General features: G+C 42.9%; 19 protein-coding genes. 1 reads left to right on the forward strand and 18 read right to left on the reverse strand.

Annotated features, from left to right (window positions below; all coding sequences use genetic code 11):
- The first annotated feature begins 111 nt into the window (after positions 1-111).
- Positions 112-1,827, forward strand: a complete 1,716-nt coding sequence (locus NSQ54_11920; protein WYP25034.1) for an NFACT RNA binding domain-containing protein — start codon at positions 112-114, stop codon at positions 1,825-1,827.
- A gap of 318 nt (positions 1,828-2,145) precedes the next feature.
- On the opposite strand, the gene pyrE is transcribed toward NSQ54_11920, so the two are convergent.
- From pyrE to NSQ54_12010, 18 genes are all read right to left on the reverse strand, one after another.
- Positions 2,146-2,781 (reverse strand): orotate phosphoribosyltransferase, encoded by a 636-nt coding sequence (gene pyrE / locus NSQ54_11925; GenBank protein WYP25035.1) that lies wholly within the window; start codon positions 2,779-2,781, stop codon positions 2,146-2,148.
- Complete coding sequence (gene pyrF / locus NSQ54_11930; GenBank protein ID WYP25036.1) at positions 2,766-3,491, reverse strand: orotidine-5'-phosphate decarboxylase; 726 nt, start codon at positions 3,489-3,491, stop codon at positions 2,766-2,768. The genes pyrE and pyrF overlap by 16 nt, the downstream gene beginning before the upstream one ends.
- Positions 3,476-4,405: a dihydroorotate dehydrogenase gene (locus tag NSQ54_11935; protein ID WYP25037.1), complete on the reverse strand. Its 930-nt coding sequence runs from the start codon at positions 4,403-4,405 to the stop codon at positions 3,476-3,478. The genes pyrF and NSQ54_11935 overlap by 16 nt, the downstream gene beginning before the upstream one ends.
- Positions 4,402-5,184, reverse strand: a complete 783-nt coding sequence (locus NSQ54_11940; protein ID WYP25038.1) for a dihydroorotate dehydrogenase electron transfer subunit — start codon at positions 5,182-5,184, stop codon at positions 4,402-4,404. The genes NSQ54_11935 and NSQ54_11940 overlap by 4 nt, the downstream gene beginning before the upstream one ends.
- Positions 5,185-5,200: 16 nt before the next feature.
- The gene (gene carB, locus NSQ54_11945; GenBank protein WYP25039.1) at positions 5,201-8,398 is read right to left on the reverse strand and encodes a carbamoyl-phosphate synthase large subunit; all 3,198 of its coding nucleotides are present in this window, start codon (positions 8,396-8,398) and stop codon (positions 5,201-5,203) included.
- Between the two features lie 21 nt (positions 8,399-8,419).
- On the reverse strand, positions 8,420-9,508 hold the full coding sequence (carA, locus tag NSQ54_11950) for a glutamine-hydrolyzing carbamoyl-phosphate synthase small subunit (protein WYP25040.1): 1,089 nt from the start codon (positions 9,506-9,508) through the stop codon (positions 8,420-8,422).
- Positions 9,505-10,785: a dihydroorotase gene (locus NSQ54_11955; protein WYP25041.1), complete on the reverse strand. Its 1,281-nt coding sequence runs from the start codon at positions 10,783-10,785 to the stop codon at positions 9,505-9,507. The genes carA and NSQ54_11955 overlap by 4 nt, the downstream gene beginning before the upstream one ends.
- A gap of 12 nt (positions 10,786-10,797) precedes the next feature.
- Entirely contained in the window at positions 10,798-11,709 is a 912-nt protein-coding gene (locus NSQ54_11960) for an aspartate carbamoyltransferase catalytic subunit (GenBank protein ID WYP25042.1), read from the reverse strand.
- A gap of 145 nt (positions 11,710-11,854) precedes the next feature.
- Positions 11,855-13,168, reverse strand: a complete 1,314-nt coding sequence (locus tag NSQ54_11965) for a solute carrier family 23 protein (GenBank protein ID WYP25043.1) — start codon at positions 13,166-13,168, stop codon at positions 11,855-11,857.
- Positions 13,169-13,310: 142 nt separating this feature from the next.
- Positions 13,311-13,865 carry a bifunctional pyr operon transcriptional regulator/uracil phosphoribosyltransferase PyrR gene (pyrR, locus tag NSQ54_11970; GenBank protein ID WYP25044.1) on the reverse strand — a complete coding sequence of 185 codons (555 nt, stop codon included), beginning with the start codon at positions 13,863-13,865 and terminating at the stop codon, positions 13,311-13,313.
- Between the two features lie 188 nt (positions 13,866-14,053).
- Positions 14,054-14,968: an RluA family pseudouridine synthase gene (locus tag NSQ54_11975; protein ID WYP25045.1), complete on the reverse strand. Its 915-nt coding sequence runs from the start codon at positions 14,966-14,968 to the stop codon at positions 14,054-14,056.
- A complete protein-coding gene (lspA, locus tag NSQ54_11980) occupies positions 14,965-15,408 on the reverse strand; it encodes a signal peptidase II (GenBank protein WYP28553.1) in 444 nt (147 codons plus the stop codon). Before lspA ends, NSQ54_11975 begins: the two co-directional genes overlap by 4 nt.
- 117 nt (positions 15,409-15,525) lie before the next feature.
- Positions 15,526-16,188 carry a TraR/DksA C4-type zinc finger protein gene (locus NSQ54_11985; GenBank protein ID WYP25046.1) on the reverse strand — a complete coding sequence of 221 codons (663 nt, stop codon included), beginning with the start codon at positions 16,186-16,188 and terminating at the stop codon, positions 15,526-15,528.
- A 238-nt stretch (positions 16,189-16,426) separates the two neighbouring features.
- Complete coding sequence (ileS, locus tag NSQ54_11990) at positions 16,427-19,192, reverse strand: isoleucine--tRNA ligase (protein ID WYP25047.1); 2,766 nt, start codon at positions 19,190-19,192, stop codon at positions 16,427-16,429.
- Between the two features lie 335 nt (positions 19,193-19,527).
- Positions 19,528-20,028 (reverse strand): DivIVA domain-containing protein, encoded by a 501-nt coding sequence (locus NSQ54_11995; protein ID WYP28554.1) that lies wholly within the window; start codon positions 20,026-20,028, stop codon positions 19,528-19,530.
- A 104-nt stretch (positions 20,029-20,132) separates the two neighbouring features.
- Positions 20,133-20,906 (reverse strand): RNA-binding protein, encoded by a 774-nt coding sequence (locus tag NSQ54_12000; GenBank protein ID WYP25048.1) that lies wholly within the window; start codon positions 20,904-20,906, stop codon positions 20,133-20,135.
- Positions 20,903-21,169, reverse strand: coding sequence for a YggT family protein (locus tag NSQ54_12005; GenBank protein ID WYP25049.1), 267 nt, complete (start codon positions 21,167-21,169; stop codon positions 20,903-20,905). Before NSQ54_12005 ends, NSQ54_12000 begins: the two co-directional genes overlap by 4 nt.
- Positions 21,170-21,193: 24 nt before the next feature.
- Positions 21,194-21,679 (reverse strand): cell division protein SepF, encoded by a 486-nt coding sequence (locus NSQ54_12010; protein ID WYP25050.1) that lies wholly within the window; start codon positions 21,677-21,679, stop codon positions 21,194-21,196.
- Positions 21,680-21,691 lie beyond the last annotated feature (12 nt).

Raw genomic sequence — 21,691 nt, forward strand, 5'->3', positions numbered from 1 at the left:
CCTACAGCTTGGTTCATTAGGCCAAGCAGTCTCTTATACAAGCCATCTTATTCAGTGAAGGTGAAAAACATGCTATACTCGTTGAAGTGAGTTTTATTAAGAGGTGATTCGATGTCCTATGATGGTCTCATGACAAGAGCTGTCATCCATGAATGTGCAAGTCAATTGGCCAGTGGCCGTATATCAAAAATTTATCAACCATTTAAGACGGAATTAATTTTTACCATTCGAGCAAATGGGAAAAACCATTCCTTGTTACTTTCAGCTAATGCAAGCTTTGCAAGAGCGCATTTGACTGAAGAAAAATACGACAACCCTTCTGTTCCACCAATGTTTTGTATGTTATTGCGTAAGCATTTAGAAGGTGGAATGATTAAGAATATCCAACAAGATCAAATGGACCGGATCATTCATTTAGATGTACTAAATAAAGATGAGCTCGGTGATGAAAAAGAAAGACGTTTAATTATTGAAATCATGGGTCGTCATAGTAACATCATTCTCATTGACCCAAAAACAAACGTCATTATTGATAGCATTAAACATGTAAGGCTTGACCAAAGCAGCTATCGTACGGTTGGACCAGGACAGGCGTACAAGCGACCTCCTGAACAACATAAAGTCAGTCCAGTTGATGCAAGTGAGGAAGATGTGTTAAAGCACATCGACTTTAATGCTGGAAAAATATCTTCACAGCTCGTTGATCAGTTTGCCGGACTGTCTCCTTTGCTTGCTGAAGAGATTGTTACCCGAGCAGGCATGGTAAACAAAGAAAGCTTACCTAAGGCATTTATGGATGTAATACAACCAATTAAAGATCATACCTATCATCCAGAAATGGTGCTAACAGATAAAAAAGAATACTTCTATCTGGTACCCTTAACTCATATTGAGGGAAAACGATTATCGTATCCTACAATGAGCCAAATGCTCGATCGGTACTTTTACGGAAAGGCAGAGCGAGATCGTGTTAGACAACAGGCCTTTGATCTTGAACGGTTTTTACGAAATGAATGGCAAAAAAATAAACGCAAGCTAAAAAAACTGCGTAAAACATTAACAGATGCTGACCAAGCAGCCATCTATCAGAAGTACGGTGAGCTTGTCACAGCTAATATTTATCAAATCAAAAAAGGAGATCGTCGTGCAGAAGTCATTGACTATTACGACGAAGAAGGAAAAACGATTTCGATTGAGCTTGACCCGTTAAAAAATCCTTCAGATAATGCCCAAGCCTACTTTAAACGGTATAACAAGGCAAAGAACTCCATCCAGGCTGTTCAAGAACAGATGAGTTTGACGGAAAAAGAAATGGATTACCTCGATGGATTATTGCAGCAAATGGAAAGTGCATCTCCAAAGGATTTAGAGGAAATTCGTGAGGAGCTAATGGAAGAAGGCTACATTAAGAAAAAGCAGTCTAAAAAGCCTCACAAAAAGAAAAAAGACGTGAAGCCTCAGCTAGAGAATTATCAGTCAACAGCTGGCATTGAATTCTTAGTTGGTAAGAACAATACTCAAAATGAGTATTTAACAAACCGATTAGCCAGACAGGATGAAATTTGGCTGCATACTAAGGATATTCCCGGGTCCCATGTAGTCATTCGTTCGCTAGAGCCAGACGAAGAAACGATCAAAGAGGCAGCAACAGTCGCAGCCTTTTTCAGTAAAGCACGAATGTCCTCTTCTGTTCCTGTAGACTATACGCGTATTCGTTTTGTTAAGAAACCGAATGGTGCAAAGCCCGGGTATGTAACCTATGACAAGCAAACCACTGTTTTTGTGACACCTGACGAAGATCAAGTGATGAGTTTGCGGAAGAGGTAAAGGAAAGAGCTTGGGACATAACTAAAAATCACTTTGAAAAGGCGAATGATTCAATTGCAGAATCATTCGCCTTTAGTGTTTTTATTGAAACAAGCGAAGGGAGAACCAGAGACTCCTGCGGAACAGAACGCGGTGAAGACACTGTAGCGGCGCTTTTCCCGCGAAAGGGGCTGAGGCCGTTCCCGCGGAAAGCGAGGGATTCTCCTGTAGCGGATTATTTGCTATATTCGTGTTTTACTCACTACATTAAAGTTAGGCCCCGCCCTATTTTTTAGTTGATTTTTCGTTACGTAACAGCTTCATCTTTCTTACATTCTTTTACTTCATCCACGCATCAGACTGCGGGTTCACTCTCCATTTTGCGAGCATGCTTTGTTCTTCTTCTGTGATCACTTGAGTTTCTTTTGCCACTTGGATGAGCGTTGTGTAGTCTGTTAGGACAGTCGCTTCAACTTCAGCTGCTTTTAATTGCGCTGTTGCTTTTTCAAGCTCGTATGTAAAGATCGCAGCAACACCTAGTACCTCGGCTCCGTCCTCTCTTACAGCCTCTACAGCAGATATTGAGCTTCCTCCAGTTGAAATTAAATCTTCAATGACAACCACTTTTTGTCCCGCTTCGAGCTTTCCTTCGATTCGCTTTTGTTTCCCGTGTCCCTTTGCACTTCCTCGTACATAGATCATCGGTAACTCAAGTTCATCGCTTACCCATGCGGCATGCGGAATTCCAGCGGTTGCTGTTCCAGCAATGACGTCAACGTCCGGATATTGCGCTTTGATCAAATCTGCTAATCCTTTGGCAATTTCGCGACGAACCTTCGGATATGAAAGGGTTAATCGATTATCACAGTAAATAGGTGATTTGATTCCTGAGCTCCAGATGAATGGGTCAGCAGGCTTTAAACTTACGGCTTCGATTGATAATAATGTTTCTGCAAATGTTACTTTGTTTGACATGCGTTCATCTCCCATTCTGTTTTCACTTGATGATAAGCGGCATTCGGATCTATGGCCTTTGTAATACTTCGACCGACAACAATGCCCCAGCTTCCCTTTTCTCTTGCCTCAGCTGGTGTAACGATTCGGTGTTGATCGCTGGCCTCATCTCCTGCTAATCGTATTCCTGGTGTAACGGTTAGAAATGATGAACCGCATGCTTGATGAATATCAGCGACTTCATGTGCTGAGCAAACCACACCATCTAAGCCTGAATCCTTTGTTACTCGTGCATAATGAGCAACCACTTCATTCATTGGTTGATTGATTAATAGGTCGTTTTTAAGCGTCTGCTGACTTGTGCTCGTTAGTTGAGTGACTGCAATAAGCTTTGCGCGGTCCCGTCCGGCAAGTGTCCCTGCTTCAAGTCCTTCACGCGCTGCTGCCATCATCTTTTGACCACCGGCGGCATGAACGTTCACAAGATCCACTTCAAGGCTTGCTAATACTTTCATTGCTTGCTTAACTGTATTCGGAATGTCATGTAGCTTTAAATCGAGGAAAATGCGGTGACCTTGGTTTTTTAGTTCATCGATCACACTCGCTCCTTCCAGGTAAAAACCTTCCATTCCAATTTTCAAATCCAATGTTTCTCCTTTAAAGCTAGCTAAAAAGGCTTGGCGTTTTTCTTTTTGTTCAAAGTCTAAAGCAATGATTAGCGGACGTTGCATGCTTCCTTCCAGCTCCCTCCAATAAGATCTTGTACGTGATCAGCACCGAGTTCATCTAGCATGTCTGGTAGCTGTTCAATCAGTGTTGGACAAATCATCGGGTCCACAAAGTTTGCGGTTCCTACTGCTACCGCACTTGCACCGGCTAGAAGAAATTCAATCACGTCTTCTACCGTTTGCACGCCTCCCATTCCGATAATTGGAATGTCAACCGCTTGACTGACTTGATGAACCATTCGAATGGCCACTGGTTTAATAGCTGGACCAGATAACCCGCCGTACTGGTTAGCCAGGATTGGTTTTCTCGTCCGGATATCAATTCGCGAACCAAGTAGTGTGTTAATCATTGATAATCCATCAGCACCAGCCGCTTCAACCGCTTTTGCCATGGTCACAATGTCCGCAATATTTGGCGATAATTTAACGTATACTGGGACGGACGATACTCGTTTCACTTCACGTGTTAACTCAGCCGCCACTTCAGGGATGGTTCCAAAAGCAATCCCGCCTTTTTTCACATTTGGACAGGAGATATTTAACTCAAGCGCACGAACATTTTCAACCTTTGAAATCGTCTCAGCCACTTCAATATAATCTTCCATTTCAGAGCCTGCTACATTGGCAAGGATCGGGACATCATAAGCCGCTAGTCGTGGCAGTTCTTGTTGGATCACTGTGTTAAGTCCTGGATTTTGTAAACCAATGGCATTAAGCATCCCTGACTTCGTTTCCGCTACACGTGGCGCTGGATTTCCAAATCTAGGCTCAGCCGTTGTCGCTTTAATCGCAATCGCTCCAAGCTCACTTAGATCATAGAACTCAGCATATTCCTTACCAAATCCGAAGCAGCCTGATGCTGGCATAATAGGGTTTTTCATTGATAGGCCTGGTAACTCTATGTGTAAACGACTCATACAACAACCTCCCCGACTGGGAAAACCGGACCATCAGTACACACTTTACGGTACGTAGCACCTTCTGGATCTGATTCCACATGGCATACGCAGGCGAAACATGCACCGATGCCACATCCCATTCTTTCCTCAAATGATAGAAATGCTTTGCGCCCACGATAGCGATCTGTTAAGGAAGCCAGCATCGGAGTAGGACCACATGCATACAGCACATCAAACGTCGCTACATTTTGATCAATCGCATCCGTTACAAAGCCTTTTACGCCGTAGCTACCATCAACCGTGGCAACATAGCAAGCTCCTAAAGCCTGAAATTCTTGTTCGTAAAATACATCTTGCTTAGATTGAAAGCCAAGAACAGCTGTTACTTCAACGCCCTTTTTTACGAGCTCTTTTGCTAAATAATAGAGCGGTGGTACACCGATTCCTCCACCAACGAGTAGCGCATGATCACCTGGCTTTGCTTCTTCTAGCGGAAAGCCATGCCCAAGTGGCCCTAGCGTGTCGATTTCTACGCCATCAGACTTTGCAGAAAGACGCTTTGTTCCAGCGCCTTCTGCACGATATATCATCTTCATTTCACTTGTTTCAAGGTTTACATCACATATACTAATGGGGCGTCGTAATAAAAGATCGTCATAAGGATCCACTTTTATATGAAGAAATTGTCCTGGCTCACGCATTTGCTGCACAAGTTCTCCATGGCATGTTAGTTCAAAGATATTGCGAGCAATTTCGTGTTGCGCGACAACGGTTAGCGTACCTCGTTTCTTTTGCATCGTGACATCCCCCTTCTTAAGCCTGTGTTTGCATAGCTGGCATACTTTCTGAAGAAAACGTGATCGACTCTAGCACACGTAGTAGTGCGTCTGCCGTATCGATGGATGTTAGACACACCACTCCATTTTCAACCGATTCTCGACGAATTCGGAAGCCATCTCGTGCTGTTTGCTTTCCTCTTGTAAGTGTATTTATGACAAACTGTGCTTCTCCCTGGCGGATCGTGTCAAGCAGGTGAGGTTTTTCCTCTCCAATTTTGTTGACTACCTGAACTGGAATACCTGCTTCTTTAATAAGTTTCGCCGTTCCAGCCGTTGCTTGTAGGCTGTATCCAATTCGATGGAAACGCTGGACCAGACTCATTGCTTCTTCTTTGTCCTTATCAGCGATTGTAAACAAGACCGAACCATGAGTTGGGATTTTCATGCCTGAGGCAATCAAGCCCTTGTAAAGTGCCTTTTCCAGCGTTACATCTCGTCCCATGACTTCTCCGGTAGATTTCATTTCAGGTCCAAGCGTAATATCTACTCGACGTAGCTTAGCAAACGAGAAAACTGGTACTTTTACAGAGACTTCTTTCGGTTCTGGTTGATAGCCTGTTTCATAGCCGAGCTCCGGTAATGTCTTACCCAGCATCACTTTTGTTGCTAGGTTTGCCATGGATACACCAGTGATTTTACTTAAGAACGGCACTGTGCGGCTTGAGCGCGGATTCACTTCTAGCACGTACACATCGTCTTTGTGCCACACAAATTGGATGTTGAGTAGACCAACAATCTTTAACCCTCGTGCAATCGCAATGGTACGGTCGATTAATCGCTGCTTTAACTCTTCTGGAACCGACTGAGTAGGATACACCGCGATGGAATCTCCAGAGTGTACACCTGCACGTTCAATATGCTCCATAATTCCTGGAATAAAGACATTCTCTCCGTCAGAGATCGCATCAACCTCAAGCTCTTTTCCTGTTAAATATCTATCAATTAAGACTGGATGCTTTGGATTTACTTTCACTGCATTGGCCATATAGTTTAATAGCTCAGCTTCTTTATAAACAATTTCCATTGCGCGTCCTCCAAGTACATAAGAAGGACGTACAAGAACTGGGTAGCCAATGTCGGTTGCAATAACAACCGCTTCCTCAACAGATGTCGCTGTGCGTCCAAGAGGTTGTGGAATCTCTAGTTCTAGTAACGCTTGCTCAAATTTGTCTCGGTTCTCTGCTCGGTCCATGTTTTCAAGTGAGGTTCCAATGATCCTTACCCCACGGTTTTCAAGCTCGTCTGCTAGGTTGATCGCTGTCTGACCACCAAATTGAACGATTACACCTTCAGGCTGCTCTAAATCAATCACGTGCATGACGTCTTCAATGGTAAGTGGTTCAAAGTAAAGCTTATCTGAGGTACTAAAGTCGGTCGAAACCGTTTCAGGGTTATTGTTCATAATGATTGCTTCGTATCCGGCTTCGCGGATGGCCCAAACTGAGTGTACTGTAGCGTAATCAAACTCAATTCCTTGACCGATTCGAATAGGTCCCGATCCTAGTACGAGGATACTTTTCTGATTTGTTCGGATTGACTCATTTTCTTCTTCATAGGTTCCGTAGAAATATGGTGTGCTTGATTCAAACTCTGCTGCACATGTATCGACCATTTTATAGACCGGCACAATGCCTTTTTCTTTTCGTGTTTGATAAAGTTCAGCCTCGTCCATTCCCCATAGTCTAGCTAAATACGAGTCAGCAAATCCTAAACGTTTTGCTTTTTCGAGTAGTTCATCATTGTTGCGATTTTCTACTAGCTCGCCTTCAAGCTGAACAATTCGTTCCAGCTTTTGTAGGAAGAAGAAATCAATTTTGGTTAGGTCATGAATTTCTTGGATTCCGACACCACGTCTTAACAGCTCACCAATCGCAAACATTCGCTGATCATCTGGTCTTGAAATCTTTTTACAAAGATCCTCTGTTGATAAGGCTGGCATATCTGGATCGATTAAGTGATCATAACCTGCTTCGAGTGAACGAACCGCTTTTAAAATCGATTCTTCAAACGAGCGACCAATGGCCATCACTTCACCTGTTGCTTTCATCTGCGTTCCTAAACGACGGTTGGCTGCTTCGAACTTATCAAATGGCCATCTTGGAATCTTTGTGACAACATAATCTAGTGCAGGCTCAAAGCTCGCATATGTTGTACCGGTAATAGGATTTTTTAATTCATCCAGGCTGTATCCTACAGCAATTTTTGCTGCCATTTTTGCGATCGGGTAACCTGTCGCTTTTGAAGCGAGTGCAGATGAGCGACTCACACGCGGATTTACCTCAATGATGTAGTACTGATCACTGTCAGCATCAAGTGCAAATTGAACGTTACATCCTCCTTCTATTCCTAGAGCACGAATGATCGAAAGGGAAGAGTTACGTAGCATTTGATAATCACGATCTGTTAGCGTTTGACTTGGTGCGGCTACGATGGAATCTCCTGTGTGGACACCGACCGGATCAAAGTTTTCCATGTTACACACAACGATTGCCTGGTTCTTGCTATCACGCATGACCTCGTACTCTACTTCTTTAAAACCAGCAATGCTTTTTTCCACTAAGCATTGCGTCACAGGACTGTATTTTAACCCACTCGCAACAATCTCAATGAGTTCTTCTTCATTATGCACAATCCCTCCGCCTGTTCCACCAAGCGTGTAGGCTGGACGAACGATCACTGGGTAGCCGATCGTTTGAACAAACTGGAGCGCTTCATCAAGCGTATGCACAATCTCACTTTCAGGCACAGGCTCACCTAGTTCATACATTAATGAGCGGAACTGTTCTCTATCTTCCGCTTGCTGTATGGCGTCAAGCTTTGTTCCTAGAAGCTCAATTCCGTAAGTCTCGAGAATGCCCGATTGCTCAAGCTCCATCGCCATGTTCAGGCCTGTTTGTCCTCCAAGTGTGGCTAAAATACCGTTCGGTTGTTCCTGACGAATGATCCGACTAACAAACTCTAATGTTATGGGTTCAATGTACACGCGGTCGGCCATTGTTGTGTCTGTCATGATTGTGGCCGGGTTTGAATTAATCAGGATGACCTCATAGCCTTCTTCTTTTAATGCTTGGCACGCCTGTGTACCTGCGTAATCAAATTCCGCAGCTTGACCGATTACGATTGGACCAGACCCAATCACCAAAATTTTGTTTATATCTGTACGTTTCCCCATGCTACTCATCCCCTTTTCTATTTACGCTAGTACATTTGCTGTTTGTGTTTGATTCATTAACGTCATAAACTGATCAAATAAGTGGTTCGCATCATGTGGTCCAGGGTTTGCCTCCGGATGATACTGCACGCTGAATGCTGGGTATTTCTTATGCGCTAAGCCTTCTACCGTTTCATCGTTCACTGCGATGTGTGTGATGATAAGATTCGTACCTTCTAGAGAGTCTTGATCAACCGTATACCCATGATTCTGTGCTGTAATATCTATGGCGCCGGTTGATAGTTCTCGGATCGGATGATTTGATCCACGATGACCAAAGCGAAGTTTACTCGTTGTTGCTCCTGATGCTAGAGCCAGCAGCTGATGGCCTAAACAAATGCCGAACAATGGAACCTTTCCAAGAAGATCTCCCACCGTTTGAATCGTTTCAGGAACATCCTGTGGATTTCCTGGTCCGTTAGAGACAAGCACGCCATCTGCTCCTAAGCGAATGATTTCCTCAGCAGGCGTATTATAAGGAACCACCACTACATCGCATCCTCGTTCGATAAGCTCCAGCAGGATCCCGTGCTTCATTCCACAGTCAACCAACACCACACGTTTTCCTTTTCCTGGGACGTGGTATGGATCTTTTGTTGATACTCTTGACACTTGATCTTGAAGTGGCGCACTATCTTTTAACTCTTGTACCACTGCGTCAACATTTACCTCCATAGAACAGATACGCCCTTTTAATGTTCCGACTTCACGGATCATCCGCGTCAGTTTTCGTGTGTCAATGCCAGACAGTCCTGGAATTCCTTTTGCACGTAACAAGGTATCAAGTGATTCCTCATTACGCCAGTGACTTGGAGCGAGCTCAACCTCACGAACAATTAATCCGTGAATTGCCGGGCTGATTGACTCAAAGTCATCGCGATTGATTCCATAGTTTCCAATGAGTGGGTAGGTCAGTGTTACAATCTGACCGCAGTAAGACGGGTCTGATAAAATTTCCTGGTACCCTGTCATTCCTGTGTTAAAAACAACCTCTCCGCTCATCTCTTGATCTGCTCCGAACCCAACTCCTACTAGTACTTCGCCATTTTCTAAGATTAGTTGTTTTTTCATTTTGACACCTTCTCCTTTTCCCAAACCAATTTTCCATCGACAAATGTTTGAATAGACCAGCCTGCGCAGTTCCACCCTTCAAATGGGGTATTTTTTCCTTTTGATGCAAAGTGCTGCTTCTGAATGGGTTCTGTCTGCTCTAAGTTAACAATCGTTATATCCGCCTTTGACCCTGCTTCTAGTGTTCCGGCATCAAGTCCAAATGTTTTTGCTGGAATAATCGTTAACCAATCCACAAGCTGCTTTAGCGTCATGCGGTCCTTTTGAACAAATTCAGTATAAAGAAGTGGAAAGGCTGTCTCGAGTCCAACAATCCCAAATGGTGCTCGTTCAATCGGCGCATTTTTTTCTTCTTCTGTATGAGGTGCATGGTCCGTAGCGATAAAATCGATCGTGCCATCCAGTAACCCTTCAATTAACGCCGTATGATCCTCGCTGCCTCTAAGTGGAGGGTTCATTTTAAAGTTTGTATCAAGTCCTGGGATGTCATCTTCACAAAGAAGTAAGTGATGTGGCGTAACTTCTGCTGTCACACGAATCCCCGCTCGCTTCGCATCTCTTACGACACGAACCGATTCTTTGGTACTAATGTGGCATACATGGTAGTGAGCGCCTGCTGCTTCTGCAAGAAGGACGTCTCTTGCAATATGTACTGATTCGCAGACAGATGGGATTCCATTGATTCCTTTTTCTTTTGAGAAGGTTCCTTCATGTACTGAACCATTTTGAATGAGTGTATTATCTTCACAGTGAGCGACAATGGCCATATCTACCTCAGCTGCACGTTTCATCGCTTCAAGCATTACACCTGCAGATTGGACTCCAACACCATCATCTGTAAAAGCAAAGGCACCAGCTTCTTTTAATCCTTTAAAATCAGTAAGCTCCTGTCCTAATTGTCTTGTCGTGATCGAAGCGTATGGAAGGACTCTAACCGATCCCGTTTCCTTTGCTCGATTCACAAGCCATTCCATTTGTTCAGGTGTATCGGGTACCGGACGCGTATTTGGCATTGCTGCGATCGTTGTAAAACCACCTCTTGCCGCTGCCTTTGTACCTGTTTCAATTGTTTCCTTTTTCTCACCGCCTGGTTCACGAAGGTGAACGTGCGCGTCAACAAATCCTGGTAGGATCAAGTTCCCCGCTACATCAATGGTTTCCGTCACTTCACTTTGATCTGCCTCATACTGGATAAGTCCATTAATCATGTATACATCCTGTTGTACTTGCTCCCCGTTCTGCGTTAATACTTGTCCGTTTATTAGCTTAATCCCCATGATAACGCCCCCTTAGATTTGTTTAAGTGCTCGTTTTAATACAGCCATTCGTACAAACACACCATTTTTCATTTGTTTAAAAATTCGTGACCGCTCGCATTCTACAAGCTCATCGGCAATTTCAACTCCTCTATTTACCGGAGCTGGGTGGAGAATAATACTATCTTTTTTCATCTGTTGTTCACGTTGAACCGTTAAACCATATTGCTTATGATATTCAGATTTTGAGAAGCTTTCATGCCCATCATGTCTCTCATGCTGAATTCTTAGCATCATCATGACGTCGGCTCGTCTCGCAGCCTCATCCATGGAAAGATATCCGTAGTGATCTTCAAAGCCATTCATCCATGAGCGTGGTCCACTAATCCAAACGTTCGCTCCTAGCTTTGAAAGCATTTCTGCATTAGAACGCGCGACCCTGCTATGTCTGAGGTCTCCGCAAATGACTACATCTAGATTGTCAAAATCTCCAAATTCCTGTTGGATAGTTAAAAGATCGAGTAAGGATTGAGTTGGGTGCTGTCCACATCCATCACCTGCATTAATAATCGGAATCGAGAGTTTTGGAAGAAGATTCGCATAATATTCGTCCTCTGGATGTCTGATCACAACCACATCCGCGCCGATGGATTCAAGCGTTTTAATGGTGTCATACAACGATTCGCCTTTTTTGACACTTGACGTTTCTCCGTCGAATTGCAAGAGCTCCAGACCTAATTTCTTTTGCGCAACCTCGAAACTGAAACGAGTTCTTGTACTTGGTTCAAAAAACAGATTAGCAACGAACTTTGGTGAGTCAGGCGTCCACGTTTTCCCGTCTGCAAATGCTTGTGCCTCATTCAGCAGAACTTGAACCTCAGCTGTTGTTAAATCTGAGACAGAAACAAGATTTTTTCGTTCGTTGATATGAATGCTCATAACCATCTTAACTCCTCCTCTAATCATCCGATTAAAACAAAAATGCCTGGAAAGTGACACTTTCCAGGCAGGGTCAAACAGACGTGTGGCCTGCTTGTTTGTCCATACCTTGAAAGTCTCTCTGTACTTTTCTTAAAGATACGCTTGTCGTTTATTTAGTTTGTGAAGACTCTTCTTTCGTATCACCAAACATGTCTGATTGTCCGTAGCTAATCTCCTTATTTGGAAGAACCAAGTGAAGGAAAATCCCCACGATTGCTGCAACTGCCATTCCCGGAATTTGAACCGATTCATTTACTTGAATGAACGCACCGCCAATTCCGAGTACCAAAATGACAGAAGAGATTATCAGATTACGCTTTTCCCCGATGTTAATTTGGTTATCAATTAACATGCGCAGACCAGATGATGCGATAATTCCGAACAGGAGAATGGATACTCCCCCCATTACTGGGGACGGGATAGATGAGATTACAGCAGAGACCTTACCGATAAAGGAGAAGATAATCGCGAGCACTGCTGCACCTCCGATCACAAAGACACTAAACACTCGAGTAATCGTCATAACACCAATGTTTTCACCGTACGTCGTGTTTGGTGGTCCTCCAAGACCAGCAGCAATCACAGTTGCTACTCCGTCTCCAAGGATCGAACGGTGTAAGCCTGGCTTTTTAATAAAATTACGACCTGCTACCTTACTAATCACCATTTGTTGACCGATGTGTTCTGATAATGTAACAACAGCTACTGGAACCATGATAAAGGCGATACTCCATGAAAAGCTTGGCGTATAGGTAACAAACGGTACGATCATCTCAGGGACTGAGAACCAAGCAGCTTCTTTAATCCCTGTAGTATCAACTAGTCCTAGGAAGTAAGCGAAGCTATAACCACCTACCAGTCCGAACAAAATCGGCACAAGTCCGAAAAATCCTTTAAAGAACATTGTTGCAATGATTGTAATACCTAGTGTGACTAGTGCTGTCATTAAGTAGTTCATACTATATTCAGAAGCTGTGTTATACATTGCTTGATTAACCGCGCTTCCTGCTAAGCTTAAACCGATAACCATGATGACCGGTCCAACAACAATTGGAGGTAAGATCTTCATGAGCCAGTTTACACCGATTGATTTAATGATGAGTGCTACCACTCCGTACACAAGTCCAGCAAGGAAGGCTCCAACCATCGCTCCCTCCATGCCCCCGATCAGCGTTGCTGATTGAATCGGGATGATGAAGGCAAAAGATGAGCCTAGGTATGCTGGTATTTGACCTTTTGTAACGAGTAGGTACGCAAGTGTTCCAAGTCCACTTGTTAGTAATGCTGTTGCCGGACTTAAATCAACTAAAAACGGAACCAATACGGTTGCGCCAAACATGGCGAATAAATGCTGTAAACTGAATAATAACCACTTATCGGCTCTCGGTATTTCGCGAATGCCTACTTCTTTTCCTTGAATCAATGAAATCTCTCCTACTCCTATTTCTCTAACAAAAAACCCCCATGCGCCAGGCAAGGGGGCGTAAGAAATAGACGGGGGCCAATGGTGGCCACGCTATTCCTTAACCCTCTTGCCAGCCTCTCTGGACTGTTTTTAAAGAGGTTTAATGTATACTTGTTTCTGATCGTTGATCGATGACCACTTCATCGGATCCATCTGCTTCAGTGACTCTTGCAGAGATGATTTCCGTTTTAGAAGTTGGTACATTTTTTCCTACAAAATCTGGTCGAATCGGAAGCTCTCTATGGCCTCGATCTACTAAGACAGCAAGTTGAATTTGTTCTGGTCGTCCTAAGTCAATTAATGCATCTAATGCCGCTCTTACTGTGCGTCCGGTGAATAATACATCATCGACTAAAATCACTTTTAACCCAGAAATATCAACTGGAATGTCTGTTCCTTGAAGGATCGGTTCCTCGTCTTGATGTTCATGACTTAAATCATCACGGTACAAGGTGATATCTACTTCGCCAACCGGAATATCGTCACCTTCAATTTGTTCGATCTTCCGAGCCAGACGAGCAGCAAGATGTACACCGCGTGTTTTAATTCCCACGAGTACGCATTGCTCTACACCTTTATTGCGCTCAATAATCTCATGCGCAATACGAGTAATGGCGCGATTAATGGCTGCTTCATCAAGAATGATACGTGGCATACACTCATCTCCTTTATGATGATAAAAAAAGACCTCTTCCGGATACTGGGAGAGGTCTCGTTTTGCACAGAGGACATAGTTCACCCTTCGAACTGATCTTGTGCGTTCCGTTTTCCTTCCCAGTCTCACAGGACTGATCTTAAAGGATCATTTGATTACATATAGTATCGCAAACTTGTCGATGCATGTCAACGACTAACTTGTAATTTCTTAAGTAAAACGCTCATATCCTCTGGCATTGGTGCTTCAAACACCATTTCTTCACCTGTACGAGGATGAGTGAACCCAAGCACAGATGCATGTAGCGCCTGTCCTTTAATATCCAGCGTTTTCTTAGGGCCGTACTTTGGATCACCTGCAACAGGGTGTCCAATATACTTCATATGAACACGAATTTGATGCGTACGTCCTGTTTCAAGCTGACACGTGATATATGAGTACTTTTCAAAGGTTTCGATCACTGTAAAATGAGTGACTGCTTCACGACCGTTACTATCAGTCACTGCCATGCTTTGACGGTCTCTTTTGTCACGGCCAATTGGCGCATCCACTGTTCCATGCTCATGTGGAATAATCCCGTGGACGATGGTTTGATACAAACGTTTAGTTGTTTTTGCTTTTAATTGATCCACTAATGACTCGTGAGCCATGTCATTTTTAGCGACCATTAATAAACCAGACGTATCCTTATCAATTCGATGAACAATGCCAGGACGAATGACGCCATTAATTCCTGGAAGATCGGAACAATGATGAAGTAAGGCATTAACAAGTGTGCCATTTGGGTGTCCTGGTGCTGGATGTACTACCATCCCACGAGGTTTGTTAATAACAATGACATCCTCGTCCTCGTACACAACATCCAAAGGAATATCTTCAGCCACTGCTTCTAGCTCAACCGCCTCAGGAACTGTCACAGTTAATTGATCAGCCACTTCCACCTTGTAATTGCTTTTGACTGGCTCGTTATTTAATGTAACATGTCCATCTTTAATCCAAATTTGGATTTGGCTTCTTGAAACATCGTCCATTAAGTCTGTTAATAATTTATCGACTCTCGTTTGTGCTTGTTCTTCATTTACTGTAAATTCAAATTGATTCATGCTTGCTTCTCCTTTTTTGCTTTCATTTCATCACGGATAAATTTCAGCAATAGAAGAGCTACCCCAATACATAATGCCGAATCTGCCACATTAAAAATGGCAAAATCATATCCAAAAATATACGTGTCTGCGAAATCTACTACTTCGCCTCTAAAAACGCGATCAATAAAGTTACCGATGGCTCCACCGAGGATCAAGCCAAGTGGAATACCTAGGGACGGTTGACCCTTTGCTTCCTTTTGAATGTAATAAATAAGTCCAATGACTACAATCACTGTGATAATGTAGAAAAACCACATTTGACCTTGTAAAATTCCAAAAGCAGCTCCCATATTACGGTGAGATGTAATGTAAGCAACACCTGGAATTAATTCAATGGACTCTCCACGCTCCATGTTTACAACGACTAACCACTTTGTTAATTGATCGATGGCAATCATAATTAATGCAAGAATATATGGCACTTGTGTTCCCCCACTCATAACACTTCACAATCTTACTACGTTAAGATTGTAGCATAAAAAAATGGCGATGACACGCCCCATCGCCACAATTCCTTATTCTTGCTCATCTAATTGATCTGAATACTCCTCGTACGATTGATTATGCTGAACATTGACGCTCTCATCACCTTGATACCCGTAAATATCAGTGCTTGCAAATTGTTCATATTGTTCAACCGTCCCACGATTTTCATCTTCCTCTTCTGACACCGTATCCTCATATGTCATATCACGTTCATTAAATCGTTCGACTGATTGATACGAGTCTTCACTATCAAATTCCGTTTCCCGATCAGAGTCATCGTAGTTATACTGATCAAACCCACCTAACACTTCTTCTTCTACAGGCCGGTAGTCAGGCTTCATTGGATTTAGTTTTGTATCCGCAACTCTAGCTAATGGATTCGCCTCAAGTCTTTCATAAGGAATTTCTTTTCCAGTTACTTCACAAATTCCGTAGGTTCCTTTTTCAACTTTCTCAATCGCATGTAAGACCTCTTCATACTCTTCCCTTAGATGAGCATGTAGCGCCATATCCTTTTCTCTTTCATACAAATCAGTTCCTGCATCTGCTGGGTGGTTATCGTATTGCGAGAGCTCTCCCGTATTGTCTGAGAGTGCCTCCATCTTTTCACCATTAGTGCGCCCGTCAAGACGTTGCTTTAGATGTTGCTGTTGACTGATAAGCTGTGCTTTAATTGCCGAATAGTCCTTCATGCATATCCCTCCTATATCATTCGTCTTCTTAGAATGACCAGAAGGCGAGTGTTTCATGACAGGCAAACGGGAAAAATATATAGAGTAAATATGGATTTCACTCCTCTATGGAGATTCTATCCTTTTTATGTTGATTTCAGCTCCTCTTTGTTGATTCCATCCTCTCTTTGTTGATTCAATTTCCTTCACTCCAATCAAAAAAAGCCCCCATCTTTTATAGACAGGGGACCTCAAATTCTTATTTTGCATAATATTTACGAACAATTTCAGCGTTGTAAGGAGTTAGATCTGGGTATTCAGGATCTTTCCCTACATCTGGTGAAACAACCCAAGAGCGGGCACACACTTCTCCTTCTGCTTTTTCAACAAGAACCGCTAAGTTCTCGAATCTTGCTACTTCTTCAGGTGCAGCGGCTAAGTCACCAGCGATGGTTACCTTGGAGACGATGAATAACTTCTCTAGGTTTCCCGCAGATTCAAGACATTCGCGTGTTGCATCATTTGCATAAAGCGTGAGGGCGGATTGCAATGATTTTCCGATTACTTTTGCGTTACGTGCTTCCTCTAACGCTTTTAGAACATCATCGCGTAAAGCCATAAATGTTGTCCATTTTTCAACTAAAGCTTCACTTTCTGCAAAGCTTTCTGAATCAGGCATATCCGTTAACTGAACACTTTCCTCCGTTACACCAGGGATATGCTCCCACACTTCGTCTGCTGTATGCGCCAAGATTGGTGCAGATAGCTTCACAAGTGCTACAAGTACATCATACATAACGGTTTGGAATGCGCGACGTTCTGGATGATCTGCATGCTCGATGTACAAGGTATCTTTTGAGATGTCCATGTAGAACGAACTTAATTCCACTGTACAGAAATTGTGGATGAGGTTATAAACAGTTGAGAATTGGTAATTTTCATACGCATTTTTCACATCATCAATTAATGTGTTTAGCTTCACCACCATAAAGCGGTGAACTTCACTCATCTCGTTGTATGCCACACGATTTGAAGCTGGGTCAAAGTCATGTAGGTTTCCAAGTAGGAAACGGAACGTGTTACGGATTTTACGATACACTTCAGATACTTGTTTTAAAATTTTATCGGATACACGGTGATCTGCTTGATAATCAACAGATGATACCCAAAGACGTAGGATATCTGCTCCAAGCTGATTCATTACTTTGATTGGTGCAATGACGTTTCCGATTGACTTACTCATCTTACGCCCTTCGCCGTCCATTGTGAATCCATGGCTTAACACACCTTTGTAAGGTGCTTTACCTGTAACAGCAACAGCTGTAGATAAAGAAGAGTTAAACCAACCACGATATTGGTCAGAACCTTCCATGTACAAGTCTGCTGGACGATCAAGCTCACTTCTTGCATGTAATACAGCTTGATGAGAAGAACCTGAATCAAACCAAACATCCATGATATCTGTTTCTTTAGTAAACTCACCATTCGGACTATGCTCAGATGTAAATCCTTCAGGAAGTAGATCTTTGGCATCCCATTCAAACCAGATGTTTGAACCATGCTCTGAAAATAGTTTAGAGATGTGAGCAATCGTTTCATCCGTTAAGATCACTTCACCGTTCTCTGCATAAAGCACTGGAATTGGAACACCCCATACACGTTGTCTAGAGATACACCAATCTCCTCGATCACGCACCATATTGTGAAGACGATTCTCCCCCCACGCAGGCGTCCACGTTGTATCTTTGATTGCTTGAAGTAAATCATCACGGATCTGGTCAATTGAAGCAAACCATTGTGCTGTCGCACGGAAAATAACTGGTTTCTTTGTTCTCCAATCATGTGGATACGAATGCGTAAAGAAAGTTAGTTTTAGAAGAGCTCCAACACTTTCAAGCTTCTCAGTGATTGGTTTGTTGGCTGCATCATAGAACAACCCTTCAAACCCAGGTGCTTCGTCTGTCATAACTCCTTTATCATCCACTGGGCATAAAACGTCTAAACCGTATTTACGTGAAACGATAAAGTCATCTTCCCCGTGTCCTGGTGCTGTATGAACACATCCAGTTCCCGCATCAACGGTTACATGCTCTCCGCACATTACTAATGATTCACGATCATAGAATGGGTGCTGCGCAATTACGTATTCAAGCTCTGAACCTTTGATTGTTTTCACAACAGAATGATTTTCCCAGCCAAGTTCTTCAACAAGCGTATCAAGCAATCCACTTGCAACGATAAATTTGTCTTCTCCTGTTTGAACAACACTGTATTCAAGATCTGGGTGTACGCTAATTCCAAGGTTAGCCGGAAGCGTCCAAGGAGTCGTTGTCCAAATAACAAACTTTTCATCCCCAGCTAAAACATCTTTACCATCCTTTACAGAAAACGCAACGTAAATAGACGCAGAACGCTTATCATGATATTCAATTTCAGCTTCGGCAAGCGCAGACTCAGATGTCGGAGACCAGTACACAGGCTTTTTCCCTTTATAGATCAAGCCTTTTTTCGCCATTTCGCCGAACACTTTAATTTGCTCTGCTTCGTATTCACGATCAAGCGTAATATACGGGTTCCACCAGTCACCACGTACGCCTAGACGCATAAACTGCTCACGCTGCGTGTCTACTTGTTCTCTTGCATATTTCTCACAAAGAGCACGGAATTCAGCAGTCGTCATTTCCTTACGTTTAATCTTTTTATTTTTTGTAAGAGCTGTTTCGATTGGCAAACCGTGTGTGTCCCAACCAGGAACGTACGGTGCTTGAAATCCTGTCATTGATTTATATCGAACGATAAAGTCCTTGATGATTTTATTTAACGCGTGCCCAATATGAATGTCACCATTTGCGTATGGAGGTCCATCGTGTAAAACAAAAAGTGGTTTGCCTTCCCCTCTTTTTTGAACCTTCTCATAAATGTTCATATCATCCCAAATTTGCTGTTGCTTTGGTTCGCGATTTGGCAGGTTACCTCGCATCGGAAATTCCGTTTTTGGCATGAGTAATGTGTCTTTGTAATCCATTCATATCCTCCTTCTTCTTCTAAAAAACAGAAAAAACCTCTCATCCCAGTAAGGGACGAGAGGTTTTCCCGCGGTACCACCCTAATTTAGAGACATTCGCCTCTACTTTAGTATTCGTAACGCGAATAACACGTTGTAGCCTACTACCTATCGGGTTCGGTACAAAACGAACGGGTGATACATACATGAATTTCAACTCGGGCTCCCACCGTCCCCGATTCGCTTGTGTTGAATGGCTTCATGTAACGGTTCCATTCTTTGTTTTAACATCATATAGTTTTAGTATGCATTATTATAAGCGAAGCACTGTTCAAACGCAAGCTTCCTTGCTTATATTAGGCTTTTTCCTCAAACACATGCTCGTCCGCTGATTGCTCTTCATCAAATGAATCCCAATCATCGGTTTGTAGCATTTCAAGCTGAGCTTCAATTAACATTTTAAATCGCATTTTGTAGACAGAGGCTTGTTTCTTAAGCTCTTCCATCTCCATCATCACTTTACGAGACTTTGTTAACGCATCGTTTACAATACGGTTGGCATTCTTCTCAGCTTCCTTCACAATTAATTGTGATTCCTTCTGAGCATTACGTCGAAGTTCTTCTGCTGCCTCTTGAGCAACAAGAATCGATTTGTTTAGTGTCTCTTCAATATTATTGAAGTGATCAAGCTTCTCTTCTAAATTTGCCACCTGTTCAAAAAGATCTTTCTTTTCTCTTAGAACAGCCTCGTAATCCTTAATGACCTGATCAAGAAACTCATTGACTTCATCTTCATCGTAGCCACGAAAGGCACGAGTAAATTCTTTGTTATGAATGTCTAATGGGGTTAAAGGCATATCATTGCCACCTCCGTCAATTTGCGTTTTGTTTGGCAGATCCATGCCTACCTGTTCCAAGTATACGATACCTCTTACATTCTACCTTATGTATGTTGGGCCTGTCAGCCTTTTTTCGCCCAACGAACTCGAATTTTTTCTTTTTTTGTCGTACCTTCGATTTCAACAAGCTTACTGCGACCTAAACCACGCACAGATAAATGATCCCCCTGCGCTAACAGGAAGGAGGTTTGCTCTGTTTTTTTCCAGTTCACTTTCACGAGTCCCTTATCAATCGCCTCCGATGCTTTTGATCTCGCAATTCGGTAGATTTGTGAGAGCATGGCATCAAGACGAAGTGAACTAACTGTTCCGCTGGATTCAATCCACTTATCCTCTGGCACATGAAAAGTGGAGATAGGCTCTTCTTGAAATTCAACGGATGCTCTGCCAATTTGGGTGACATTCATGCGAATGAAATCAGCAGACTCACGGGCGACAATCAGTTGGATCTGACCATCTTCTACAGTCATATCTCCAAACTTTTCACGCTTCAGGCCGGAATTCATAAGTGCTCCAAGCAGATCTCGATGAGTTAACTGAATAAACTTTGCTGGGTATGTGGTAGTAAGTAGAGTGACTGGCCAATCAGCTTGTTCCATATGTAAGTAAACTGGATGAATGTACGCTCTGGCTCGTTCTAAGCCTTCAGCACCTCCCCAAATTCTAACCTGAACATCGTCCTGCCCCCCGATTAAGGAGCGCACGATGTCCTGCTGGCGTGGATCAAGAAAATCAGTCATTTTGTCCTGATGACGAATTTCAGCGTTTTCCTTCCATGTTAGAACCTGGTCAATAAAAGGTCGTTCCTCCGGTCTAAAATGATCGTAAAGACTCATAGAAGCAAGCTAGTCAGCAAATAAATTAATCCGTTCCCAGCGAAACGAATAACAAGTAAGGCGACAAGCGGTGATAAATCAATCATTCCAATTTGTGGTACAAACTGCCTGAAAATATCAATGTACGGTTCAACAAGGCGACCAATGATTTGTCCAATGCTAGACTCTCTGGCATTTGGGAACCAAGACATTAAAACCCAAGCAAAAATTAATAGTATATAAAGGGTTATCGCTTTTTCAACAAAGTCAATTAATATGAGCATTCTGTGATGTATCCTCCATTCTGTCTATCGATCAAACTCTCGTAATTGCATTTCAGAGATATTCCCTGAAATCTCTACATTATCTGGTGTACATAAAAAGATATTCGGTCCAAGCTTATGAATATCGCCACCAATAGCATATACTGTTCCACTTAAAAAGTGTACCATATGCCTTGCCTGTCCCTCAGGTAAACGTTGCATATTAATAATGACAGCTTTACGATTTTTTAGATGGTCGGCAATTTGTTGTGCCTCATCATCTGTTCGTGGCTCCATTAGTACCATTTTTGAACTCTTTTGAGCACTTTGTAAACTAACAACATTTTGCTGCTTCTCAACAGCCTGAGGAGCTTTCTGTTGCTGCGTTTGACGAGATTGTTGAAATGGCGTCTGCTGGTTTTGACGAGTCTGCTCTCTATCTTCACCAGTATTGTCCTCAACAACCTGTTCGTATTCCTCCACATGCTCGTCCAAACTGAAATAGTCTCTAAACTTTGATTTAAAGCTCAAGCTAACCCCTCC

Source organism: Alkalihalobacillus sp. FSL W8-0930 (assembly GCA_037965595.1).
In the GTDB taxonomy this organism is placed as follows: Bacteria; Bacillota; Bacilli; order Bacillales; family Bacillaceae_D; genus Alkalicoccobacillus.